At 56.5% G+C, this 17,585-nt stretch carries 18 protein-coding genes; 7 read left to right on the top strand and 11 right to left on the bottom strand.

From position 1 onward, the window contains the following. Positions 1-40 precede the first annotated feature (40 nt). Positions 41-1,867 (bottom strand): translational GTPase TypA, encoded by a 1,827-nt coding sequence (gene typA / locus ACN0VL_RS09675; RefSeq protein ID WP_417616818.1) that lies wholly within the window; start codon positions 1,865-1,867, stop codon positions 41-43. Between the two features lie 390 nt (positions 1,868-2,257). On the opposite strand from typA, the gene glnA reads away from it, so the two are divergent. Continuing rightward, positions 2,258-3,661, top strand: a complete 1,404-nt coding sequence (glnA, locus tag ACN0VL_RS09680; RefSeq protein ID WP_417616873.1) for a glutamate--ammonia ligase — start codon at positions 2,258-2,260, stop codon at positions 3,659-3,661. Between the two features lie 172 nt (positions 3,662-3,833). On the opposite strand, the gene ACN0VL_RS09685 is transcribed toward glnA, so the two are convergent. From ACN0VL_RS09685 to slyA, 3 genes are read right to left on the bottom strand one after another with little or no spacing between them, the layout of a single operon-like run. Beyond that, a complete protein-coding gene (locus ACN0VL_RS09685) occupies positions 3,834-4,850 on the bottom strand; it encodes a DUF2955 domain-containing protein (protein WP_417616820.1) in 1,017 nt (338 codons plus the stop codon). 11 nt (positions 4,851-4,861) lie between these two features. Then, positions 4,862-5,911, bottom strand: coding sequence for an HlyD family secretion protein (locus ACN0VL_RS09690; RefSeq protein ID WP_417616822.1), 1,050 nt, complete (start codon positions 5,909-5,911; stop codon positions 4,862-4,864). 21 nt (positions 5,912-5,932) lie between these two features. After that, a complete protein-coding gene (gene slyA, locus ACN0VL_RS09695; protein WP_417616823.1) occupies positions 5,933-6,361 on the bottom strand; it encodes a transcriptional regulator SlyA in 429 nt (142 codons plus the stop codon). 238 nt (positions 6,362-6,599) lie between these two features. On the opposite strand from slyA, the gene glnL reads away from it, so the two are divergent. The 3 genes from glnL (at position 6,600) to add (ending at position 10,160) form a co-directional block, all read left to right on the top strand. Continuing rightward, on the top strand, positions 6,600-7,667 hold the full coding sequence (gene glnL / locus ACN0VL_RS09700; RefSeq protein ID WP_417616825.1) for a nitrogen regulation protein NR(II): 1,068 nt from the start codon (positions 6,600-6,602) through the stop codon (positions 7,665-7,667). A gap of 9 nt (positions 7,668-7,676) precedes the next feature. Next, on the top strand, positions 7,677-9,089 hold the full coding sequence (glnG, locus tag ACN0VL_RS09705) for a nitrogen regulation protein NR(I) (RefSeq protein WP_417616827.1): 1,413 nt from the start codon (positions 7,677-7,679) through the stop codon (positions 9,087-9,089). 81 nt (positions 9,090-9,170) lie between these two features. Next, positions 9,171-10,160: an adenosine deaminase gene (gene add / locus ACN0VL_RS09710; RefSeq protein ID WP_417616829.1), complete on the top strand. Its 990-nt coding sequence runs from the start codon at positions 9,171-9,173 to the stop codon at positions 10,158-10,160. Between the two features lie 45 nt (positions 10,161-10,205). Here the strand turns inward: add and hemN are convergent, their stop codons facing one another. From hemN to ACN0VL_RS09735, 5 genes are read right to left on the bottom strand one after another with little or no spacing between them, the layout of a single operon-like run. Continuing rightward, positions 10,206-11,576: an oxygen-independent coproporphyrinogen III oxidase gene (gene hemN, locus ACN0VL_RS09715; protein WP_417616831.1), complete on the bottom strand. Its 1,371-nt coding sequence runs from the start codon at positions 11,574-11,576 to the stop codon at positions 10,206-10,208. Between the two features lie 14 nt (positions 11,577-11,590). Next, positions 11,591-12,049 (bottom strand): DUF2489 domain-containing protein, encoded by a 459-nt coding sequence (locus ACN0VL_RS09720; RefSeq protein WP_417616833.1) that lies wholly within the window; start codon positions 12,047-12,049, stop codon positions 11,591-11,593. Next, the gene (gene yihI / locus ACN0VL_RS09725; protein WP_417616834.1) at positions 12,046-12,639 is read right to left on the bottom strand and encodes a Der GTPase-activating protein YihI; all 594 of its coding nucleotides are present in this window, start codon (positions 12,637-12,639) and stop codon (positions 12,046-12,048) included. The genes ACN0VL_RS09720 and yihI overlap by 4 nt, the downstream gene beginning before the upstream one ends. Beyond that, positions 12,636-13,298, bottom strand: a complete 663-nt coding sequence (locus tag ACN0VL_RS09730) for a class I SAM-dependent methyltransferase (RefSeq protein ID WP_417616836.1) — start codon at positions 13,296-13,298, stop codon at positions 12,636-12,638. The genes yihI and ACN0VL_RS09730 overlap by 4 nt, the downstream gene beginning before the upstream one ends. Positions 13,299-13,346: 48 nt before the next feature. Beyond that, a complete protein-coding gene (locus tag ACN0VL_RS09735) occupies positions 13,347-13,964 on the bottom strand; it encodes a c-type cytochrome (protein ID WP_417616838.1) in 618 nt (205 codons plus the stop codon). Between the two features lie 143 nt (positions 13,965-14,107). On the opposite strand from ACN0VL_RS09735, the gene yihA reads away from it, so the two are divergent. The 3 genes from yihA to ACN0VL_RS09750 all read left to right on the top strand — a co-directional run bounded on the left by yihA (position 14,108) and on the right by ACN0VL_RS09750 (position 16,819). Further along, a complete protein-coding gene (yihA, locus tag ACN0VL_RS09740) occupies positions 14,108-14,752 on the top strand; it encodes a ribosome biogenesis GTP-binding protein YihA/YsxC (protein WP_417616840.1) in 645 nt (214 codons plus the stop codon). Continuing rightward, on the top strand, positions 14,752-15,438 hold the full coding sequence (gene rsuA, locus ACN0VL_RS09745) for a 16S rRNA pseudouridine(516) synthase RsuA (protein ID WP_417616842.1): 687 nt from the start codon (positions 14,752-14,754) through the stop codon (positions 15,436-15,438). The genes yihA and rsuA overlap by 1 nt, the downstream gene beginning before the upstream one ends. Before the next feature lie 175 nt (positions 15,439-15,613). Further along, positions 15,614-16,819 (top strand): HDOD domain-containing protein, encoded by a 1,206-nt coding sequence (locus tag ACN0VL_RS09750; RefSeq protein ID WP_417616844.1) that lies wholly within the window; start codon positions 15,614-15,616, stop codon positions 16,817-16,819. 109 nt (positions 16,820-16,928) lie between these two features. Here the strand turns inward: ACN0VL_RS09750 and mnhG are convergent, their stop codons facing one another. Then, a complete protein-coding gene (gene mnhG / locus ACN0VL_RS09755) occupies positions 16,929-17,318 on the bottom strand; it encodes a monovalent cation/H(+) antiporter subunit G (protein ID WP_417616846.1) in 390 nt (129 codons plus the stop codon). Then, positions 17,308-17,583: a monovalent cation/H+ antiporter complex subunit F gene (locus tag ACN0VL_RS09760; protein ID WP_417616848.1), complete on the bottom strand. Its 276-nt coding sequence runs from the start codon at positions 17,581-17,583 to the stop codon at positions 17,308-17,310. Before ACN0VL_RS09760 ends, mnhG begins: the two co-directional genes overlap by 11 nt. Positions 17,584-17,585: the final 2 nt, after the last annotated feature.

Here is a 17,585-nt window from a genome sequence, read left to right on the forward strand (position 1 = left end):
GCCCTCAGGCGCCCTTTATCGTCAGCTTGGCGTGCCGGGATTAACCACGGCTGGCGCGCTTGCGTTCGTTTTCAGTCAGGGCACGCTTGCGGATACGCAGGTGGTTTGGCGTCACCTCAACCAATTCATCGTCACTGATGAACTCCAGTGACTGCTCCAGCGTCATCTTGATGGGCGTGACCAGCGTCAGCGCTTCATCGGTACCCGAGGCACGAACGTTGGTCAGCTGCTTGCCTTTGATGCAGTTAACGGTCAGGTCGTTAGCGCGGCTATGAATACCGATGACCATGCCTTCGTATACTTCGGTGGCATGATCGATAAACAGGCGGCCACGCTCCTGGATGTTAAACAGCGAGTAGGCAGACGCCTTGCCATTGGCGTTGGAAATCAGTACGCCGTTGGTACGCGCACCGATAGTACCGCCTTTGTGAGGACCGTAATGGTCGAAGCTGTGGTTCATCAAGCCTGAACCAGAGGTCAGCGTCATAAACTCGGTCTGGAAGCCAATCAGGCCACGGGCCGGGATGGTAAAGTCGATACGGACACGACCTTTGCCATCTGGCACCATATCGGTCATTTCGGCTTTACGCTCACCCAGCTTCTCCATGATGGGGCCCTGGTGATCTTCTTCGATATCCACGGTCAGCGTTTCGAAGGGTTCCAGCTTGACGCCGTTTTCTTCTTTCAGGATAACTTCGGGGCGAGATACCGCCAGCTCGTAGCCTTCACGACGCATGTTTTCGATCAGGATACCCAGGTGCAGTTCACCACGACCCGATACGCGGAACTTGTCCGCATCCGCACCTTGCTCTACACGCAATGCCACGTTGTGCACCAGCTCGGAGGTCAAACGCTCCATGATGTTACGCGAGGTCACATACTTGCCGTCTTTGCCGGCAAAGGGTGAGTTGTTGACCTGGAAGGTCATGGTCACGGTTGGCTCGTCTACGGACAGTGGCGGCAACGCTTCTGCTTCCCCCTGGGCACACACAGTGTCGGAGATTTTCAGCTCGCCCAGACCGGTAATGGCCACTATGTCACCGGCGCTGCCTTCGCTCGCTTCGGTACGCTGCAGACCCAGATAGCCCATAACCAGGCCGACTTTACCGTTACGGGTCTTGCCGTCGGCACCCACTATGGTGACCTGCTGGTTAGGCTTAACGGTACCGCGCTTGATACGACCAATGCCGATTACCCCAACGTAGGAGGAGTAATCTATCTGGGAGATCTGCATCTGTAACGGACCATCCTGGTTGGCATCGGGTACCGGTACCTGATCGACTATGGTCTGGAACAGAGAAGTCATGTCGGGTTCTGGCTGATCCACATCCAGGGTCGCCCAGCCGTTTATGCCAGAAGCATAAATGACCTGGAAGTCGAGCTGGTCGTCGGTGGCGCCCAGGTTATCGAACAGATCAAAGATCTGGTCCAGTACCCAGTCGGGGCGCGCGCCTGGCTTGTCGACCTTGTTGATGACAACGATAGGCTTCAGGCCCTGGGCAAACGCTTTCTGTGTTACAAAGCGCGTTTGTGGCATGGGGCCTTCCTGGGCATCAACCAGCAGCAGTACCGAATCAACCATGGACATAACACGTTCCACTTCACCACCGAAGTCGGCGTGTCCCGGGGTGTCCACTATGTTGATGCGGTATTCCTGTGCGTCGGGAGCAGTCCAGCGAATAGCGGTGTTTTTGGCAAGAATGGTAATGCCGCGCTCCCGCTCTATATCGTTGGAGTCCATGACCCGATCTTCCGCTTCACCGCGGCTTTCCAGGGTGCCGGATTGTTGCAGCAGCTTGTCCACCAGGGTGGTCTTGCCATGGTCAACGTGAGCGATGATTGCGATATTACGTAAGTTTTCTAACATTCCTGCCTCAAAATACCGGGGGTGGATAAAAAATCGACTGTCATTTTACTCGGCCACCGCGGATCTACCTAGAAGTATCGAAAATTACTGTAGGCTAGCTTTCCAAGTGGCACTGAATGCACCATGATGATCTTGCGTCACCGCCAAATGCACCAAAAGGATCCATACATGCACCAATATAGTGCAAAAAAACCATTCCTGGCGCTCGAACATCAGCGTAAAGCATCATGATGTCACGCATTTGACAAAGTGGCACAGATTTCGCTTGATTTGATTATGCTGTAAGTTGTGCTTTAAGTTTTAGTTTCGTAGCTGGCAACTGATGAATGGGTTGGTTCAACCTCTCATCACCCCTAAGATGATTACTTTTGGAGATCGAAATCCATGTCAATAGACAACGTAATGGACATGATAAAGGAACACGATGTCAAATTCATCGATCTGCGCTTTACCGACATCAAGGGTAAAGAGCAGCATATCAGCATTCCAGTCAATCAGGTAAACGACGACTTCTTCGAAGAAGGTAAAATGTTCGATGGTTCTTCCATGACTGCCTGGAAAACCATTCACGAGTCCGACATGGTACTGATGCCCGATCCGACCACGGCTGTCCTGGACCCCTTTACCGAAGACGCCACGCTGAATATTCGCTGTGACGTGCTCGAGCCCAACACCATGCAAGGCTACGACCGCGATCCGCGTTCTATCGCCCGCCGTGCCGAAGAATACCTGGTGTCTACCGGCATCGCCGACACCGTACTGATCGGCCCCGAGCCCGAGTTCTTCATGTTCGATGACGTGCGCTTTCATACCGACATGGCCGGCAGCTTCTTCAAAATCGATGATGCCGAAGCCAAATGGAACTCAGGCCGTGAATACACGGATGGCAACAAGGGGCACAGACCCGGCGTAAAAGGCGGTTACTTTCCGGTTGCCCCTATCGACTCCTCACAGGACATTCGCGCCGCCATGTGTCTGGTGATGGAAGAAATGGGACTGGTTGTTGAAGCTCACCACCACGAGGTGGCGACCGCGGGCCAGAATGAAATTGCCTGTAAATTCAACACTCTAACCTTAAAGGCCGACGAAATCCAGATCTACAAGTATGTCGTGCACAACGTGGCTCATGCTTTTAACAAAACCGCGACCTTCATGCCCAAGCCGCTGGTCGGTGATAACGGTTCCGGCATGCACGTACACCAGTCCCTGGCCAAAAACGGCGAAAACCTGTTTGCCGGTGATTTGTACGGCGGCCTGTCGGAAATGGCACTGTTCTACATCGGCGGTATCATCAAGCACGCCCGTGCGCTGAACGCCATCACCAACCCGGCGACCAACTCCTACAAGCGTCTGGTACCCGGCTTTGAAGCGCCGGTCATGCTGGCCTATTCGGCCCGTAACCGTTCCGCCTCCATCCGTATTCCGCTGGTCGGCTCACCCAAGGCCCGCCGCATCGAGACCCGCTTCCCGGATCCGGCTGCCAACCCTTACCTGTGCTTCGCCGCCCTGCTGATGGCCGGTCTGGACGGCATTCAGAACAAGATCCACCCGGGCGATGCCATGGACAAGGACCTGTACGATCTGCCGCCGGAAGAAGCCGCCGAGATCCCGACCGTGGCCGTGTCACTCGACAATGCGCTGGACAGCCTGAATGAAGATCGCGAGTTCCTGACCCGCGGTGGCGTATTCAGCGACGAGTTTATCGATGCCTACATCAAGCACAAGCGTGTAGAAACCGAAACCATCAACATGGCGACCCACCCGCTGGAATACGATCTGTACTACTCGGTATAAATAGCTATCAGCGATAAGCAGATAAGCAGGAAAGTAAAAGGCCCGGGAAACCGGGCCTTTTTTTGTCTATAAATGGTGAAGGGTGAGGAGAGAAGCGTAAGACCCCTCGCGCCTTACGCCTTACGCCTTACGCCTCACCCCTCACCCCTCGCGCCTTACCCCTCACGCAAGGTTACCCCAGCACCTCGTGCCGGGTGGAGGGAAACAGGTTGAGCAGCTTGTGCACCAGATAGACGCAGCACAGGGTCAGCAGTATGGCTACCGTCATCGAGCTCATGCGGTACAGGGCGCTGTACACAAGATCGTGCTCCGGTGACACATACTGACCAAACAGAATGCCCACCGTGGTCAGGCCGGCAAAGCCGACTCCGGGCATGCCTTCCTTGACGTGCCAGCGCGCAAACACCATGACACACAGCCAGAATGACAGCATCAGCAGCAACAGGTTGTGATAGTAGCTATACAGCAACAGCTGGGTCAGCAAGCCCAGGGCACAGCCGAGCAGAGTGCCCATGCAGCGTTGGCGACCCGATCGCACCGCCCCGACAAAGCTCATGGGAAACAACACCAGCACAGTCGCTGCCTGAGCCGAAAGCGAGTCCACCAGATCGACCGTCTGAAACACCACAAAGCTGAGCGTCGCCACTATGGCCCCCAGCAGCGCCTGATGGCGAACCAGGTTGTCGCTCTTGGCCGGCAGCGCCCGTATCACAGGCGGCTCGCGAGCCGGGAATATCCCGTAGGCGAGATAGGCCAGTGCCACCGACAACACCGAAGCGGTGATATTGCTCATCGCCATGTCGGCCAGATCGAAATGCGCGTAACTGGAAAAATGCAGCATGATGCTGAGGCTGACGCAGCCCGAGGCACCAAACAGCAGCAGCGGCCCCCTGGCCATCAGCAAAAATCGGCCCAGAAACAAGCAGAATACCACCAGGGTAAAGACGGGAGGCCAATGATTAAGCAGGCCGGGCAGCACCATGATCTCGAGGGAGGTCAGCAGCGACGAGCCGATAAACTGCAGGCTGACGAAGCGGTTCAGCACCGGCACCATGCCCAGCAGCAGCATGGGGTAGACGGTGAAGAAGACCCCGAAGTTCCAGTTCATCATCTTGGCAATCAGCATGCCGGCGGCGCTGCCGAAGGCGATACGCAAGCAGGTACGCAGCCGATCCGGTGTCAGTTCCATGGTGTATTCCCTCAGTACAGGTAACGCAGCAGGCTGACCATCCGAGCCTGCATGGCAGCCAGGCCATGGAGTACCGGGTTGTCGACCGGGTACAGCTGTACCGTGGCCTTGGCACCGGTGGCCAGCGGCGGCCATTCTTCATTCAGCGCGATATAGGTGCGCAGCCGCTGGGCGTCCCGCACCCAGCGATCGGAATTGACCGGTTGGGCCAGCAGGCCATCGGCCGCCTGTTGCCCCTCTCTGACCCCGCTGTCGATGCTGGTGACATGACCGGCAAACACCTGTCCCGGCAGGGCATCGAAGACGATATCTACCGGGGTGCCGGATTGCACATGGCGCAGGCTCTTCTCGCGCAGGTCTGCACTTACCCAGGCCTGTTCGGAAATCAGTGCCATCAACGGCTGACCGGCGCTCGCATGTTGCCCCTGACGCAACTGCAGGTTGCCGATGCGGCCGCGACTTTCCGCATGCACCCGGGTACGGTCCAGCTCCAGTCGGGCCTGGCGCAAGGCCACTTCGGCCTGTTTGATGGCGATCCCCGCCGCCGTCAGCCCCTGCACGACTTCCTGCCGGCGGGCGTTGGCCATGGTAAGGGCATCTCGGGCCTGGCTGGTGCTGGTATTGGCCTGCTCCAGCTGTTGCTGCGACATATGGCCCTGACGATGCAAGCGGGCTATTCGAGCCGCTTCCCGCTCCTGCTCATTCACCTGCAGCCGGGCCTTGTGGGCCTCGGCCTCGACTTCCTCCAGACCGGATTGCGCCCTTTGCCGTTCCACTCGCGCCCGGTTCAATGCCAACTCGGCCCGTTGTACCGCCAGTTGATAATCGCTGTCGTCCAGCTCGAACAGCAGTTGCTCCGGCTCCACCAGCTGATTATTGGTCACATGTACCCGGCTGACCTGACCAGACACCCGGGCCGACACCGGCACCACATAGCGCTGGATACGGGCTTCCGTGGTCATCGGCATATAGTTATCGGCGATAACGAAATAGGCAAAAAGCAGAAAAAAGGCGCTCAGCGCCACTTTGATCCAGCGACTGAAACTCTGTTCTGGCGTCATCGATACCTCTCTGGGAAATGATTATTTGTGTTCACAAAGCCGGTGCAGGTTCTGGCTAATCCGCTCCGCCACTCGAGTGAATTCGTTAATGTCCTGCTCACTCAACCCTGCCAGCACCTGATTGCGGGTCTCGTCGAGAATCGTCTCCATCTCGGACATCAGTGCGCTCGCTTGTGCGGTCAGATGCACCGTCTTGCCGCGCCTGTCGTTGGCACTGGGCCGGCGTTCCACCAGTCCCTGCCGTTCCAGGCCATCCAGGGTACGTACCAGGGACGGGCTTTCCACCCCGACTCGGCGCGCCAGCTGATGCTGCAGAATGCCATCTTCATATTTTAGATGAGTGAGGGTGATCCAACGGCTTTGTGTCAGATTCAGGGGCTTGAGACGCTCATCGTTAATCCAGCGCCATTGGCGCACCAGGCAGGACAGGGTCATTCCCAGGGTTTTCATGGCCGGCTCCCAAATTAGTTAGCTAGCTAATTATATTCGTGGCTATCGATATCGAACAATGATTTTACCGTTTTTCTAAAACGGCAGATTTTTTGCATAGCTTTGTATGGTGAATAGCAAACGTCCACCAAAGCAGGTCAGCCGGGGGCTTCCCACCAAGCGCCACCAACAGGGCTACATGAAAGCAGGAGCAATGCACTACAATGGTGCAAATACACATGCAGAAACAGGTAAGGTAATGGGATTTCAAGCAAATGCACCCGCAATTATTGATAACCTGCTCACGGCGGTGCTGGTGGTGGATGCCGAGCTGGGGGTGCACTTTGCCAACAATGCTGCCGAACAGCTGTTACCGCTGAGCAAACGCCGGCTGCAAGCCACGCCGGTGAATCTGGCTGACGCCGATATGTCTCTCGATATGAGCCGCATCAAACGCTGCATTGATACCGAGCAGGGGTTTACCGACAGTGAGGTGCAGCTGATTATCGATGGCATACCGCGCTGGGTCGAAGTGAGTGTGACGCCCATTACCCTGCCCTCGTCTGCCGCAACCACGGGGCATATCCAGGCACTGATTGAGCTGAGATTAATCGACCAGCAAAAAAAAATCAGCCAGGAACTACAACAACGCACGCAACAGCAGGTGGCGCGGGAATTGGTCCGTGGACTGGCCCACGAAATAAAAAACCCGCTGGGAGGCCTGCGCGGGGCCGCCCAGTTGCTGGAGCGGGAACTACCGCGAGAAGAACTGAAAGAGTTTACCCAGTTAATTATTGCTCAGGCGGATCGCCTGCGTAATCTGGTAGACAGATTGCTGGGCCCTCAGCGCCTGGGAGAACGCCAGGTCATCAACCTGCATTCGGTATTGGAGCAGGTTCGCCGCCTGGTGGCGATGGACATACCGCCGGGCATTCGTCTGGAGCGAGATTATGATCCCAGCATTCCCGATTTTGAAGCGGACCCGGAACAGCTGCAGCAAGCCCTGCTCAACATAGTGCGCAATGCCGCCGAAGCCTTGCAGGAACACGGCCTGATCACCATAAAAACGCGCACCGCCTTTCAGGTGATGCTGCATGATCACCGCTATCGGCTGGCCGCCGAAATTCGTATTATTGACAACGGCCCCGGTATTCCCGAGTCCCTGCGCGATACCCTGTTTTACCCCATGGTAACGGGTCGGGACGGCGGTACCGGGCTGGGATTGTCGATCGCCCAGGATTTGATTCATCAACATCAGGGCCGCATAGACATTCAGAGCCGCCCCGGGCGCACCGAATTTATTGTCTACCTGCCGTTACGGCGCTAGGAGAGCCTCATGACCGAACAAGTATGGATAGTGGACGACGACAGCTCCATTCGCTGGGTACTGGAACGAGCACTGGCACAGGCCGGTTTCGACTGTAAAAGCTTTGCCGATGCCGAGAGTCTGCTGGCCGCCCTGCCTCAAGGCCAGCCCAAAGCCGTGGTGTCCGATATTCGCATGGGAGGCATGGATGGCCTGACCTTGCTGGGTGCCATTCATGAGCACATGCCCAAGCTGCCGGTGATCATCATGACGGCACATTCGGATTTGGACAGCGCCGTTAAGGCCTATCAGCATGGTGCCTTTGAATATCTGCCCAAACCCTTTGATATCGACGACGCCGTGGCGCTGGTGCACAGAGCCGTGGCGCACTTTGCAGAAACCAGCCCCAAGACGAGAAGTATCGACTCCGGCGCAGTCACTACGCCGGAGATCATCGGCGAAGCACCGGCCATGCAGGAGGTGTTTCGTGCCATCGGCCGCCTCGCCCGCTCTTCCATCTCGGTACTGATCAACGGCCAGAGCGGCACCGGTAAAGAGCTGGTCGCCCAGGCTCTGCACAAGCACAGCCCCCGGGCCAGCAGCCCCTTTATCGCCCTCAACATGGCGGCGATTCCCAAAGATCTTATTGAGTCCGAATTGTTCGGCCATGAAAAAGGCGCCTTTACCGGTGCCAACAGCATTCGTCAGGGCCGCTTTGAACAGGCCAACGGCGGCAGCCTGTTTCTTGACGAGATAGGCGACATGCCATTAGACATTCAAACCCGGCTGTTAAGGGTGCTGTCAGACGGCCAGTTTTATCGCGTGGGCGGTCATCAGCCCATTAAGGTGGATGTGCGTATTATTGCCGCTACCCACCAGGATCTGGAACTCAAGGTCGCCAGTGGTGATTTTAGAGAAGATTTATTCCACCGGCTGAATGTAATCCGCATTTTAATGCCGGCCCTGAAGGACAGGCGAGAAGACATTCCCCAGTTAACCCGCCATTTTCTGATCCGGGCCGCCACAGAGCTGGGGGTGGAAGCCAAGAGCCTGCAGGGCGATACCGAACAGTATCTGCAGTCTTTGCCCTGGCCCGGCAACGTGCGTCAATTGGAAAACGTCTGCCGCTGGCTGACCGTTATGGCGTCGGGACAGGAAGTACTGATTACCGATCTGCCGCCAGAACTCGCCCCCACTGCAAATAATGTGACCTCAACCGACAGCGGGCAGGGCTGGCGTCAGGCACTGAAACACTGGGCCGAGCAAGAGCTGGCAGACGGCCGGCAAGATCTGCTGGCCGATACCTTGCCTGAGGTCGAGCGTATATTGCTCGACTGCGCCCTGGCCCATAGCCAGGGGCATAAACAAGAGGCAGCAAAGCTGCTGGGTTGGGGTCGTAACACCCTGACGCGCAAGCTCAAGGAGCTGCAGGAAAAAGCATAACGCAAGATAAAGCCGTCAGGCGTCAGGCGTCAGGCGTCAGGCGTCAGGCGTCAGTTTACAGATAATCAGGAGCACACCAAGATGCTGGATCCCCGTTTGCCCCTCCTCGACTTGCACCGTCATCTGGACGGTAACATTCGCCCCGCCACCATACTGGAACTGGGCCGGCGCTTTAATATGCTGTTGCCCGCCACCAGCCTGGAAGCCCTGCGCCCCCATGTGCAGGTGCAGGATAATGCACCGGATCTGGTCTCGTTTCTCGCCAAGCTGGATTGGGGCGTCAAGGTGCTGGGTAACTACGATGCCTGTCGGCAGATCGCCTATGAAAATATCGAGGACCTGCAAAACGCCGGCATCGACTATGCCGAGCTGCGCTTCAGCCCCGGCTACATGGCCATGAGTCATCAGCTGGATCCTCAGGGCGTGGTGGAAGCGGTACTGGATGGCGTAGCCGCCGGCAGTCGTGACTTTGCCATTCCGGTGAAATTGATTGGCATTATGAGCCGCACCTTTGGTCAGCAGGCTTGTGAGCAGGAGCTAAACGCCTGCCTGGCTTATAAAGACAGGCTGGTTGCCATGGATCTGGCCGGTGACGAGCTGGGTTTTCCCGGGGAGTTGTTTACCGAGCATTTCAAACGCGTACGCGATGCGGGATTACGCATTACCGTGCATGCAGGAGAAGCCGCCGGCAGTGCCAGCATCTGGCAGGCCATTAAAGAACTGGGTGCCGAACGCATCGGCCACGGGGTCAAGGCGATACAGGACGAGTCGCTGCTCGACTACCTGGCCGAACATCGCATCGGCATGGAGTCTTGCCTCACCTCCAACCTGCAAACCAGCACGGTGAGCGAGCTGAGCCAGCACCCGATACATGCGTTTCTGGCCCGGGATATTGCGGTGTGCCTGAATACCGACGATCCGGCGGTGCAAGGCATAGAGCTGCGCCATGAATACAACAGCGCCGCTCAGGCTGCCGGTTTAACACCGGGGCAGATCCGCCGCTGTCAGAAAAACGCCCTGGCCATGGCCTTTATCAATGCCGAAGAGAAGGCCGCCTTGGGGCAGCCGTAAAAACGTAAGACGTAAGACGTAAAGCTGACCGCTTCCAGCTCTGTGTTAGATCACTCTCGAGAACTGCTGCATGCGTGCCTGGCGGCGCAGGTGGACATCGAAACACATGCAGATGTTGCGGATCAGCAGCTCACCCTTGGCGGTCACCTTGATGCCGCCGTTGCCGAGCGTGACCAGTTCATCGTCGATGAAGGTTTGCAGCAGCTTGAGATCGTCGGCGAAGTAGTCGGTAAATTGAATGCCGTATTGCTGCTCCAGGGGGGCAAAGTCGAGCTCGAAGTTACAAATCAGGGTCTTGATGAGGTCACGGCGCAGGCAATCATCCTTATCCAGGGCATACCCCAGGGTTTGCCCGTGGCCCAGGGTATCCAACTGAGCATAATACTGTTTCAGGTCTTTATGGTTTTGCGAGTAGGCATCACCAATCATGCTGATGGCCGATACGCCCAGCCCCAGCAAGTCGCACTCCCCCTGGGTGGTATACCCCTGAAAGTTACGATGCAGCTCGCCTTCACGCTGGGCAACGGCCAGGCTGTCGTCCGGCAGGGCAAAGTGGTCCATGCCAATAAACTGATAACCTTGTTCGGTGAGATAGCTGATGGTTTGCTGCAGCATGGCCAGCTTTTGTGCCGGCGCCGGCATATCCGAGTCTTGCAGCTTGCGCTGGGCCGGAAAGCGACTGGGCAGGTGAGCATAATTGAACACCGAGAGCCGCGCCGGTTTCATCGCCACCACCTGCTCCAGGGTATGGTGAAAGCTCTCCGGGGTTTGCAACGGCAGGCCGTAGATCAAATCCAGGTTGGTCGAGCCAAAACCCAGCTCGGCGGCACGACTGACCAGCGCCTTGATAAAGTCGTTATCCTGCTCGCGGTTAACCACCCGCTGTACATCTTTATTGAAGTCCTGCACCCCCAGGCTGATGCGGTTGAAGCCTTGTTCTTTCAGCACGTCCAGCAGGCTCAGCTCGATTCGGCGTGGGTCTATTTCGATGCTGAACTCCCCCTGCTCGGCAAAGTGAAAGTGCCGGCGCAGCAGGCCGTTCAATCGGCGGATCTGGGGTTCGGTCAAAAAGGTGGGGGTACCGCCGCCCCAATGCAGCTGGGTCACGGTACGCTGGGCAAACAGGGGGGCCAGGCGAGTTATCTCTCGCTCCAGAAAATCGAGGTAGATATCCGCCTTGTTTTGGTGGCGAGTAATCACCTTGTTACAGCCGCAGTAGTAACACAGCTTGTGGCAGAAAGGGATGTGCACATACAGCGACAACGGACGCTCGGGATAACGGCCGGCGGCGGCTTCCAGCTGAGTCATGCCAAACGCATCGTTAAACTCCAGCGCCGTAGGATACGAAGTATAACGAGGCCCCGAATAGTTATACTTCTCGATTAACGCCTGATCCCATACTGCTTGTGCTGACATACCCTCTCCTCGGCTTAGCGAGTGGGCAGCTCCAAACTAGCCAGTCGCGTGACCTCTGTTTTGATTTGTGTTTCCAGTTCTTGTTCAAAACCGGCTCTTTGTAGATCCATGCGCATGATTTCGTTGCGCTTGTACTGCTTTCGAGCGTCGTGGGTCGGCATGTCTTTGACTTTGTCATACAGGCTATACAAGCCCGGGTAATCGGCGGCAAAGTCTTTTGGCTGAGCAAACTGCAGCGCATTCAACAAGTTGGTTAAACGGATCGCACCTTCCGACAGATTGCACTGCTCTTCACGCACCGCCATCGCTATGGTGTTAATACTTTCCAGAATACGCAGGTTACGCTGGCTCACCGCCTGTTGTTGCTGCTGATTCTGCAACTTGAGTCGCGCCAATAACTTACCGGCATACACAGCCAGGCCCACTATGATAAGGCCGCCCACCAGGGCAGCCAGTAACCAAGGAGAGATCATGACTTATCTTCCTTATCCTCGTATTGCGCAGGATCAAGTTCTGCATCCATAAAGCGCGACCAGAGATCATCGCCGCCTGCCGGTTCCTGATCCTCGTCTTCCATCAGGCCCAGCTCTTCCAGCAGCTGCTGATGACGCGCCAGGGTGTTATCCAGCCACTCGGCATCCTTCTTGTTCAGCTTTTCGCCGGCATCGACTTTATCCAGCAGGGCATTGAGCCGATCGTTGTTCTCCAGCTGTTCCAACTCCTGCTCGGCGGTCAATTCTGGCATCTCCGGCGCCTTGGGCTCTTTTTCAGCGACTACCCTGACCGCGGCGACTCGCTTGGCAGGCTGGCTGCCTTGCTCCGCCTTGGAGGTTGCTGATTCCGGGATCAGGGCGATGGGCTTTTTTGAACCCAGCCGCGGATCCCGGGCTGCCTGGGATCCCGCTTGTTGCTGGTTCTGGTCGGCACTATTCTGCCGAGAGCCGGGGGCCAATCCTTTGCGTTTCGCCTTGCGCTTGCGATCCTTGCTTTGCTCGGCGGTTTCCCGCTTATCCTTGCGGGCTCCGATTTGACCCGGACTACGGGTCTTTTTAATGCGTGTCATACTGACTCCGGTATTTGCAGAAGTATTACATCGGTACCGATAAATTCGATGCCGAGCCCATCCCGTGCCGCCAGCCAAAGAAAGGTTTCCCGGCTAAAGAAGCTGACATGGGTAGGATCCTGTTTGTAATGCCAGTTAGCAAAGGCTTCCTGGTCCAAGGCCAGCTTGGTCATAATGCCCAGCCAGCCGCCTGGCCGCAGCAAAGACAGCAGTTGCTGCCATTCTCTGGCTGGCCGATAAAAGTGTTCTATTGCTTCGGTACAGCATACAAAATCGTATTGGCGCTGTAACCGAGCCGGATAATGCGCATAGTAAGGATCATAAGTGGTGGTGGCAAAGCCTGCCTCATTAAAGATGGCAGCCAGGGCCGGTCCGGGTCCACAGCCAAAGTCCAGGCCCTCACTGCCCGCGGGTAAACGCGCCATCAAGGGATCGGCCACTCGCGCCAAAAACCGGCGATAACCAGGGTCGTCAGTCTGGTTCTGGTGCAAATCATATTCTGCCTTCTCCTGATCTGCACTCAGCCGATAATGGGGAGCGACAAAAATCAACCGACACAAGGTACAACGTTGATAGTGACGTCGTTTATCCTGCCAGAACAGAGGGGTGTCAGAATGGTTACACAGAGGGCAATTCAGGTCGTGCAGCTGGGCAGACATGGGGAAAACCAGAAAAAGCAGGGGGCGCAAGCCCCCAAGATGATAATATTAACGCAGACCGGAAACGTACTGGGACAGCACTTCAATGTCCTGATCAGTCAACTTGGCCGCTACACCGCGCATCATGCCGTTAGGATCGTTGTTACGCTCTCCGCTACGGAACAAATTCAGCTGCTCGGCAATGTACTTGGGATGCTGGCCAGCCAGGCTCGGGAACTTGGCAGATTCCAGGCCTTCACCGCGCGGACCATGACAGGCGATACAGGCGGTAATACCGCGCTCGATATCACCACCTTGATACAAGGCAGCACCTTGCTCAATCACGGCTTCGGGAGTAGCAACCGGGGTGATGGCCAGGCTGGCAAAATAGGCAGACAAATCAGCCATATCCTGCTCGGACAAAGGCATGACCATGCCCCCCATGATGGCGTTGGCACGACCTTCCCCACCGGTAGCAGCAGCCTTGAACTCGACTAATTGCTTGGTGAGATATGAGGCGTGCTGGCCGGCCAGCTTAGGGTACATGTCGGTTGGGCTGTTGCCATCGGGACCATGGCAAGCCACGCAAGTAACGGACTTGGCCTTACCTGCTTCTGCGTCGCCCTGGGCTTGGGCAACACCAACCACTCCGAGCATTAAGGCTAGTGTGATAACAATTCTTTTCATGACGTTGCGACTTCTCGTTGTAAGAGCTTCCAGATCACATACCAGCAAGGGCATGTTACAATGCGATTCAAAAAACGACACCATTCTACAATTATTTTGCGAGAAAGTAAGCAAAGCGGGTCGAGAACTCAGGGGAATTCATATTGAATAACATACAGATAAACTTTAACAGCGCCCGCTTTATTACCAGCGCGCCCGATATTAACCAAATGCCCGAAGATTCTGGCGTAGAGATAGCGTTTGCCGGACGCTCAAATGCGGGTAAATCTTCTGCTTTAAACACGATAACCCAGCAGAAAAACCTGGCTAGAACCAGTAAAACCCCGGGTCGTACCCAGCTGATCAACGTGTTTGAACTCAGCCCGGGCAAGCGATTGGTCGATTTGCCCGGCTACGGCTACGCCAAGGTTCCCGAAGAAATGAAGCTGAAATGGCAGGCTGCGCTGTCGATATACCTGCAAAAGCGCGAAAGTCTGAAAGGCCTGGTGGTGCTCATGGATATTCGCCACCCCCTGAAAGACATCGATCAGCAGCTGCTGCAGTGGGCAAGCGACAGCCAGCTGCCGGTGCTGGCCCTGCTGACCAAGTGCGACAAGCTCAAGCCAGGGCAACGCAACTCGGAAGTTTTACGGGTGCGAGAGCTGGTGACGGTATTCGGTGGCGATATCCGGGTTGAAGCCTTTAGCTCGCTCAAGGGTCTGGGACTGGACCGCGCCAAAAATGTGTTGAACGAATGGTTGCTGCAGGACGACGATGCTGCCGTAGATGCCGACGGTGAGACGGCCTGATGCGCCTTGATCGTTTTTTGTCCGAAAGTACCGGCCTGTCTCGCTCGGTCGCCAAAAAAGCGCTGCACCGGGGTGATGTCACCATAGATGGGGTGGTCGTTAAAAAAAGCGACCTGCAAATCGACGGCCAGGAAGTCCGTCTCGAAGGCCGCCTGCTGACCACTCCCTCCGACCGCTATCTATTGCTGCATAAACCGGCCGGTTACATCAGTGCCACCCAGGATGACGTTCATCCTTGTGTGCTACAGCTGTTACCGCCGGCGCTGCGCCGCAACCTGCAATGTGCCGGGCGGCTCGACGTCGACACCACGGGTTTGTTGCTGCTGACCGATGATGGCCAGTGGTCGCACCGGTTACGCTCACCCAAAAAGGCCTGTAACAAGGTGTATCAGGTCGACCTGGCCGAGCCGCTGGCAGAGGATGTTGCCGCACGCTTTGCCGAAGGCTTGCTGCTGCACGGCGAAGACAAGGCCACCCTTCCCGCCCAACTGGAAGTGATTACCCCCTCCCGGGTACTGCTGACCATACAGGAAGGCAAATATCACCAGGTAAAGCGCATGTTTGCCGCCGTGGGCAACCATGTCAGCGCCCTGCACCGACTGCAGGTAGGCAGCATAGTGCTGGATGACGGCCTGGCGGAAGGTGAATGGCGTCACCTGAGTGCCGAAGAGATAGCCTCAATCTAGGATCATCTGAAAGCCCTACACAAAATGACCGAACCCCGCCAGTTCGGTTTTTTGCTCAAGTCTGGCGACGGATCGTTTTCAGTCGTTGATAAGGCATTTTATCGCCGTAAGCATTAAGAGATATGGCGTTCAATGTTATGCTTCGACATCCCACTCACAGAATGATAGAGCAGACATGGACATACTACTCCTGGATGGTGACTTGCTAGCCGCTGAGTTGATCGATACGGTGCTGACGGGCGCCATGGCGGGTGTGCGGGTACGCCATGTGACCACTGTTACAGATGCCAAAGCCTTATGGGCCAAACAATCGGCCCAGATGGTATTGTGCGACTGGCAGCTGTCGGATGGTCCAGGTCTGGAATTGGTCAAATTTATTCGGGCTACCGATCAACTCACGCCCATCGTCATGATGAGCGCTCGCACCGATCGCGATACCGTGATTGCCGCGGCGCGTCATGGCATCAAGAATTTTATTGCCAAACCATTCGATGTCTCCATGCTGCAACGCCGGATCCTGCCTCTGCTCGAGACAGTGGCGGCCAACAGTGAACCGGTAGCAGATGAGCCCGAAAATCTGGATCCCCCCTGTCTCGATACCTGGCTTGAAGCAGCCCTGGAAGAAAAGCTCCAGCTTCCCAGCGATCTTGAACCGGCCACCATACTGCCGCTGCTGCTCAAAAAAGATGAGTTATCGGCAGTAGAGCTGACCCGCCTCTGGAAAGCAGAAGCCGTCCTGTCAGCCAAGCTGTTGAACCTGGCAAACAGCGCCTCTTTTACTCGCCGCGGAAAACCCATCGCCCGACTCGATGAGGCCATTACCACGCTGGGAGTCAATACCTCGCTGAGCTGTGCCATGGCACTGTCACTCGATATCACCGCCTCTTTGCGTGATCCGCGATTGGTGGAACAATGCCGACTGTATCTTACGATGGCTGAACAGATTGCAACCGTCGCCTGGGCCATGGCCTCGAGTATCGCCCTCGATGGTTTGAGTTGCTATACGGCCGGCTTGCTGAGCCGGGCCGGCGAGCTGGCGGTATTGCGTGCCATGCAGAACTTTATTGTGCAAGGCGGCGAAATTAACGACGCCGAGATACCAGCCATGCTCACCAAGTGGGGCCCCCGCTACGGTAATCGCCTCAAGCTGCAATGGAAGTTGCCGCTGCCGGTACGGGAGCTGATGGGCGCGATACATATAGCGCCCACCCATACCACACAACGCACCTTACTCATCATGCACCTGGCAGCCCTTAAAGTCGGTTCACGCCTCAATACGCCTGAGGCGTTACGCATGCTCCGCCAGTCGGGACTGGAAGTCGAAAAGTGGTTACCGACCGAAGAGAATGAATCCCTGCCCCCCGATGAAGCAGAAGCCTGAGCAGGCGCCGAGGCCTGCTTTATGTGCCGTCGGGGCAGTGCCGCTGCCTTTGCCCTCCTGAACCGGCGTTAGAGCCTGTCGTCGTCTGCGACGGGGCAGGCTCGGGCCATTAGTCTTCTTGGTCCGGGTCACGCTTGCGGGGTGCACTGCGCAGAAGGTGCGTTTTTAGATCGTAGCGCTCTTTAATCACGTCCTTGATGGTGCCTTCCCACAGCTTGATCCCCACAAAATAACCGGCTCTGGCCAGCACATGGGCGGCCACCGGTGCGGTCACTATCACAAATCCCACCATGGCCAGGCCCCGGACCACCAGGCTGGTATGCTCGTTGTAAAACACCGCAAAGCCGCAGGCCATCAAGCCAATGCCCAGGGCACCCGCCTTACTGGTGGCATGCATGCGCGTCAGCAGATCGGGCATGCGAATAATGCCGATCCCCGACAACAGCATCAAAAAGGCGCCCAGCAACAGCAGCAGGCTGGTGATGATTTCAGTCATCATGACGCTGACCTCCGCGTTCCAGGTAACGGGCAAAACCGACCGCCGTCATAAAAGACGTTAGCGCCAGCACCAGGGCCACATCTATCAACTGAGGCACCCCGTAGCGGATGCTGTACAGCACGATAAACCCCACCGTCATGGAGGCGATGACTTCCAGCGCCACCACCCGGTCGGGCAGCGTCGGGCCCCGCAGCAACCTGATGGTTGCCAGAACCAGCCCAATGCTCAAAAAAATAAAGGACAATGTAATCGAAATTTCAAGCATGG

This window comes from Oceanisphaera sp., assembly GCF_048268965.1.
GTDB lineage: Bacteria > Pseudomonadota > Gammaproteobacteria > Enterobacterales > Aeromonadaceae > Oceanimonas.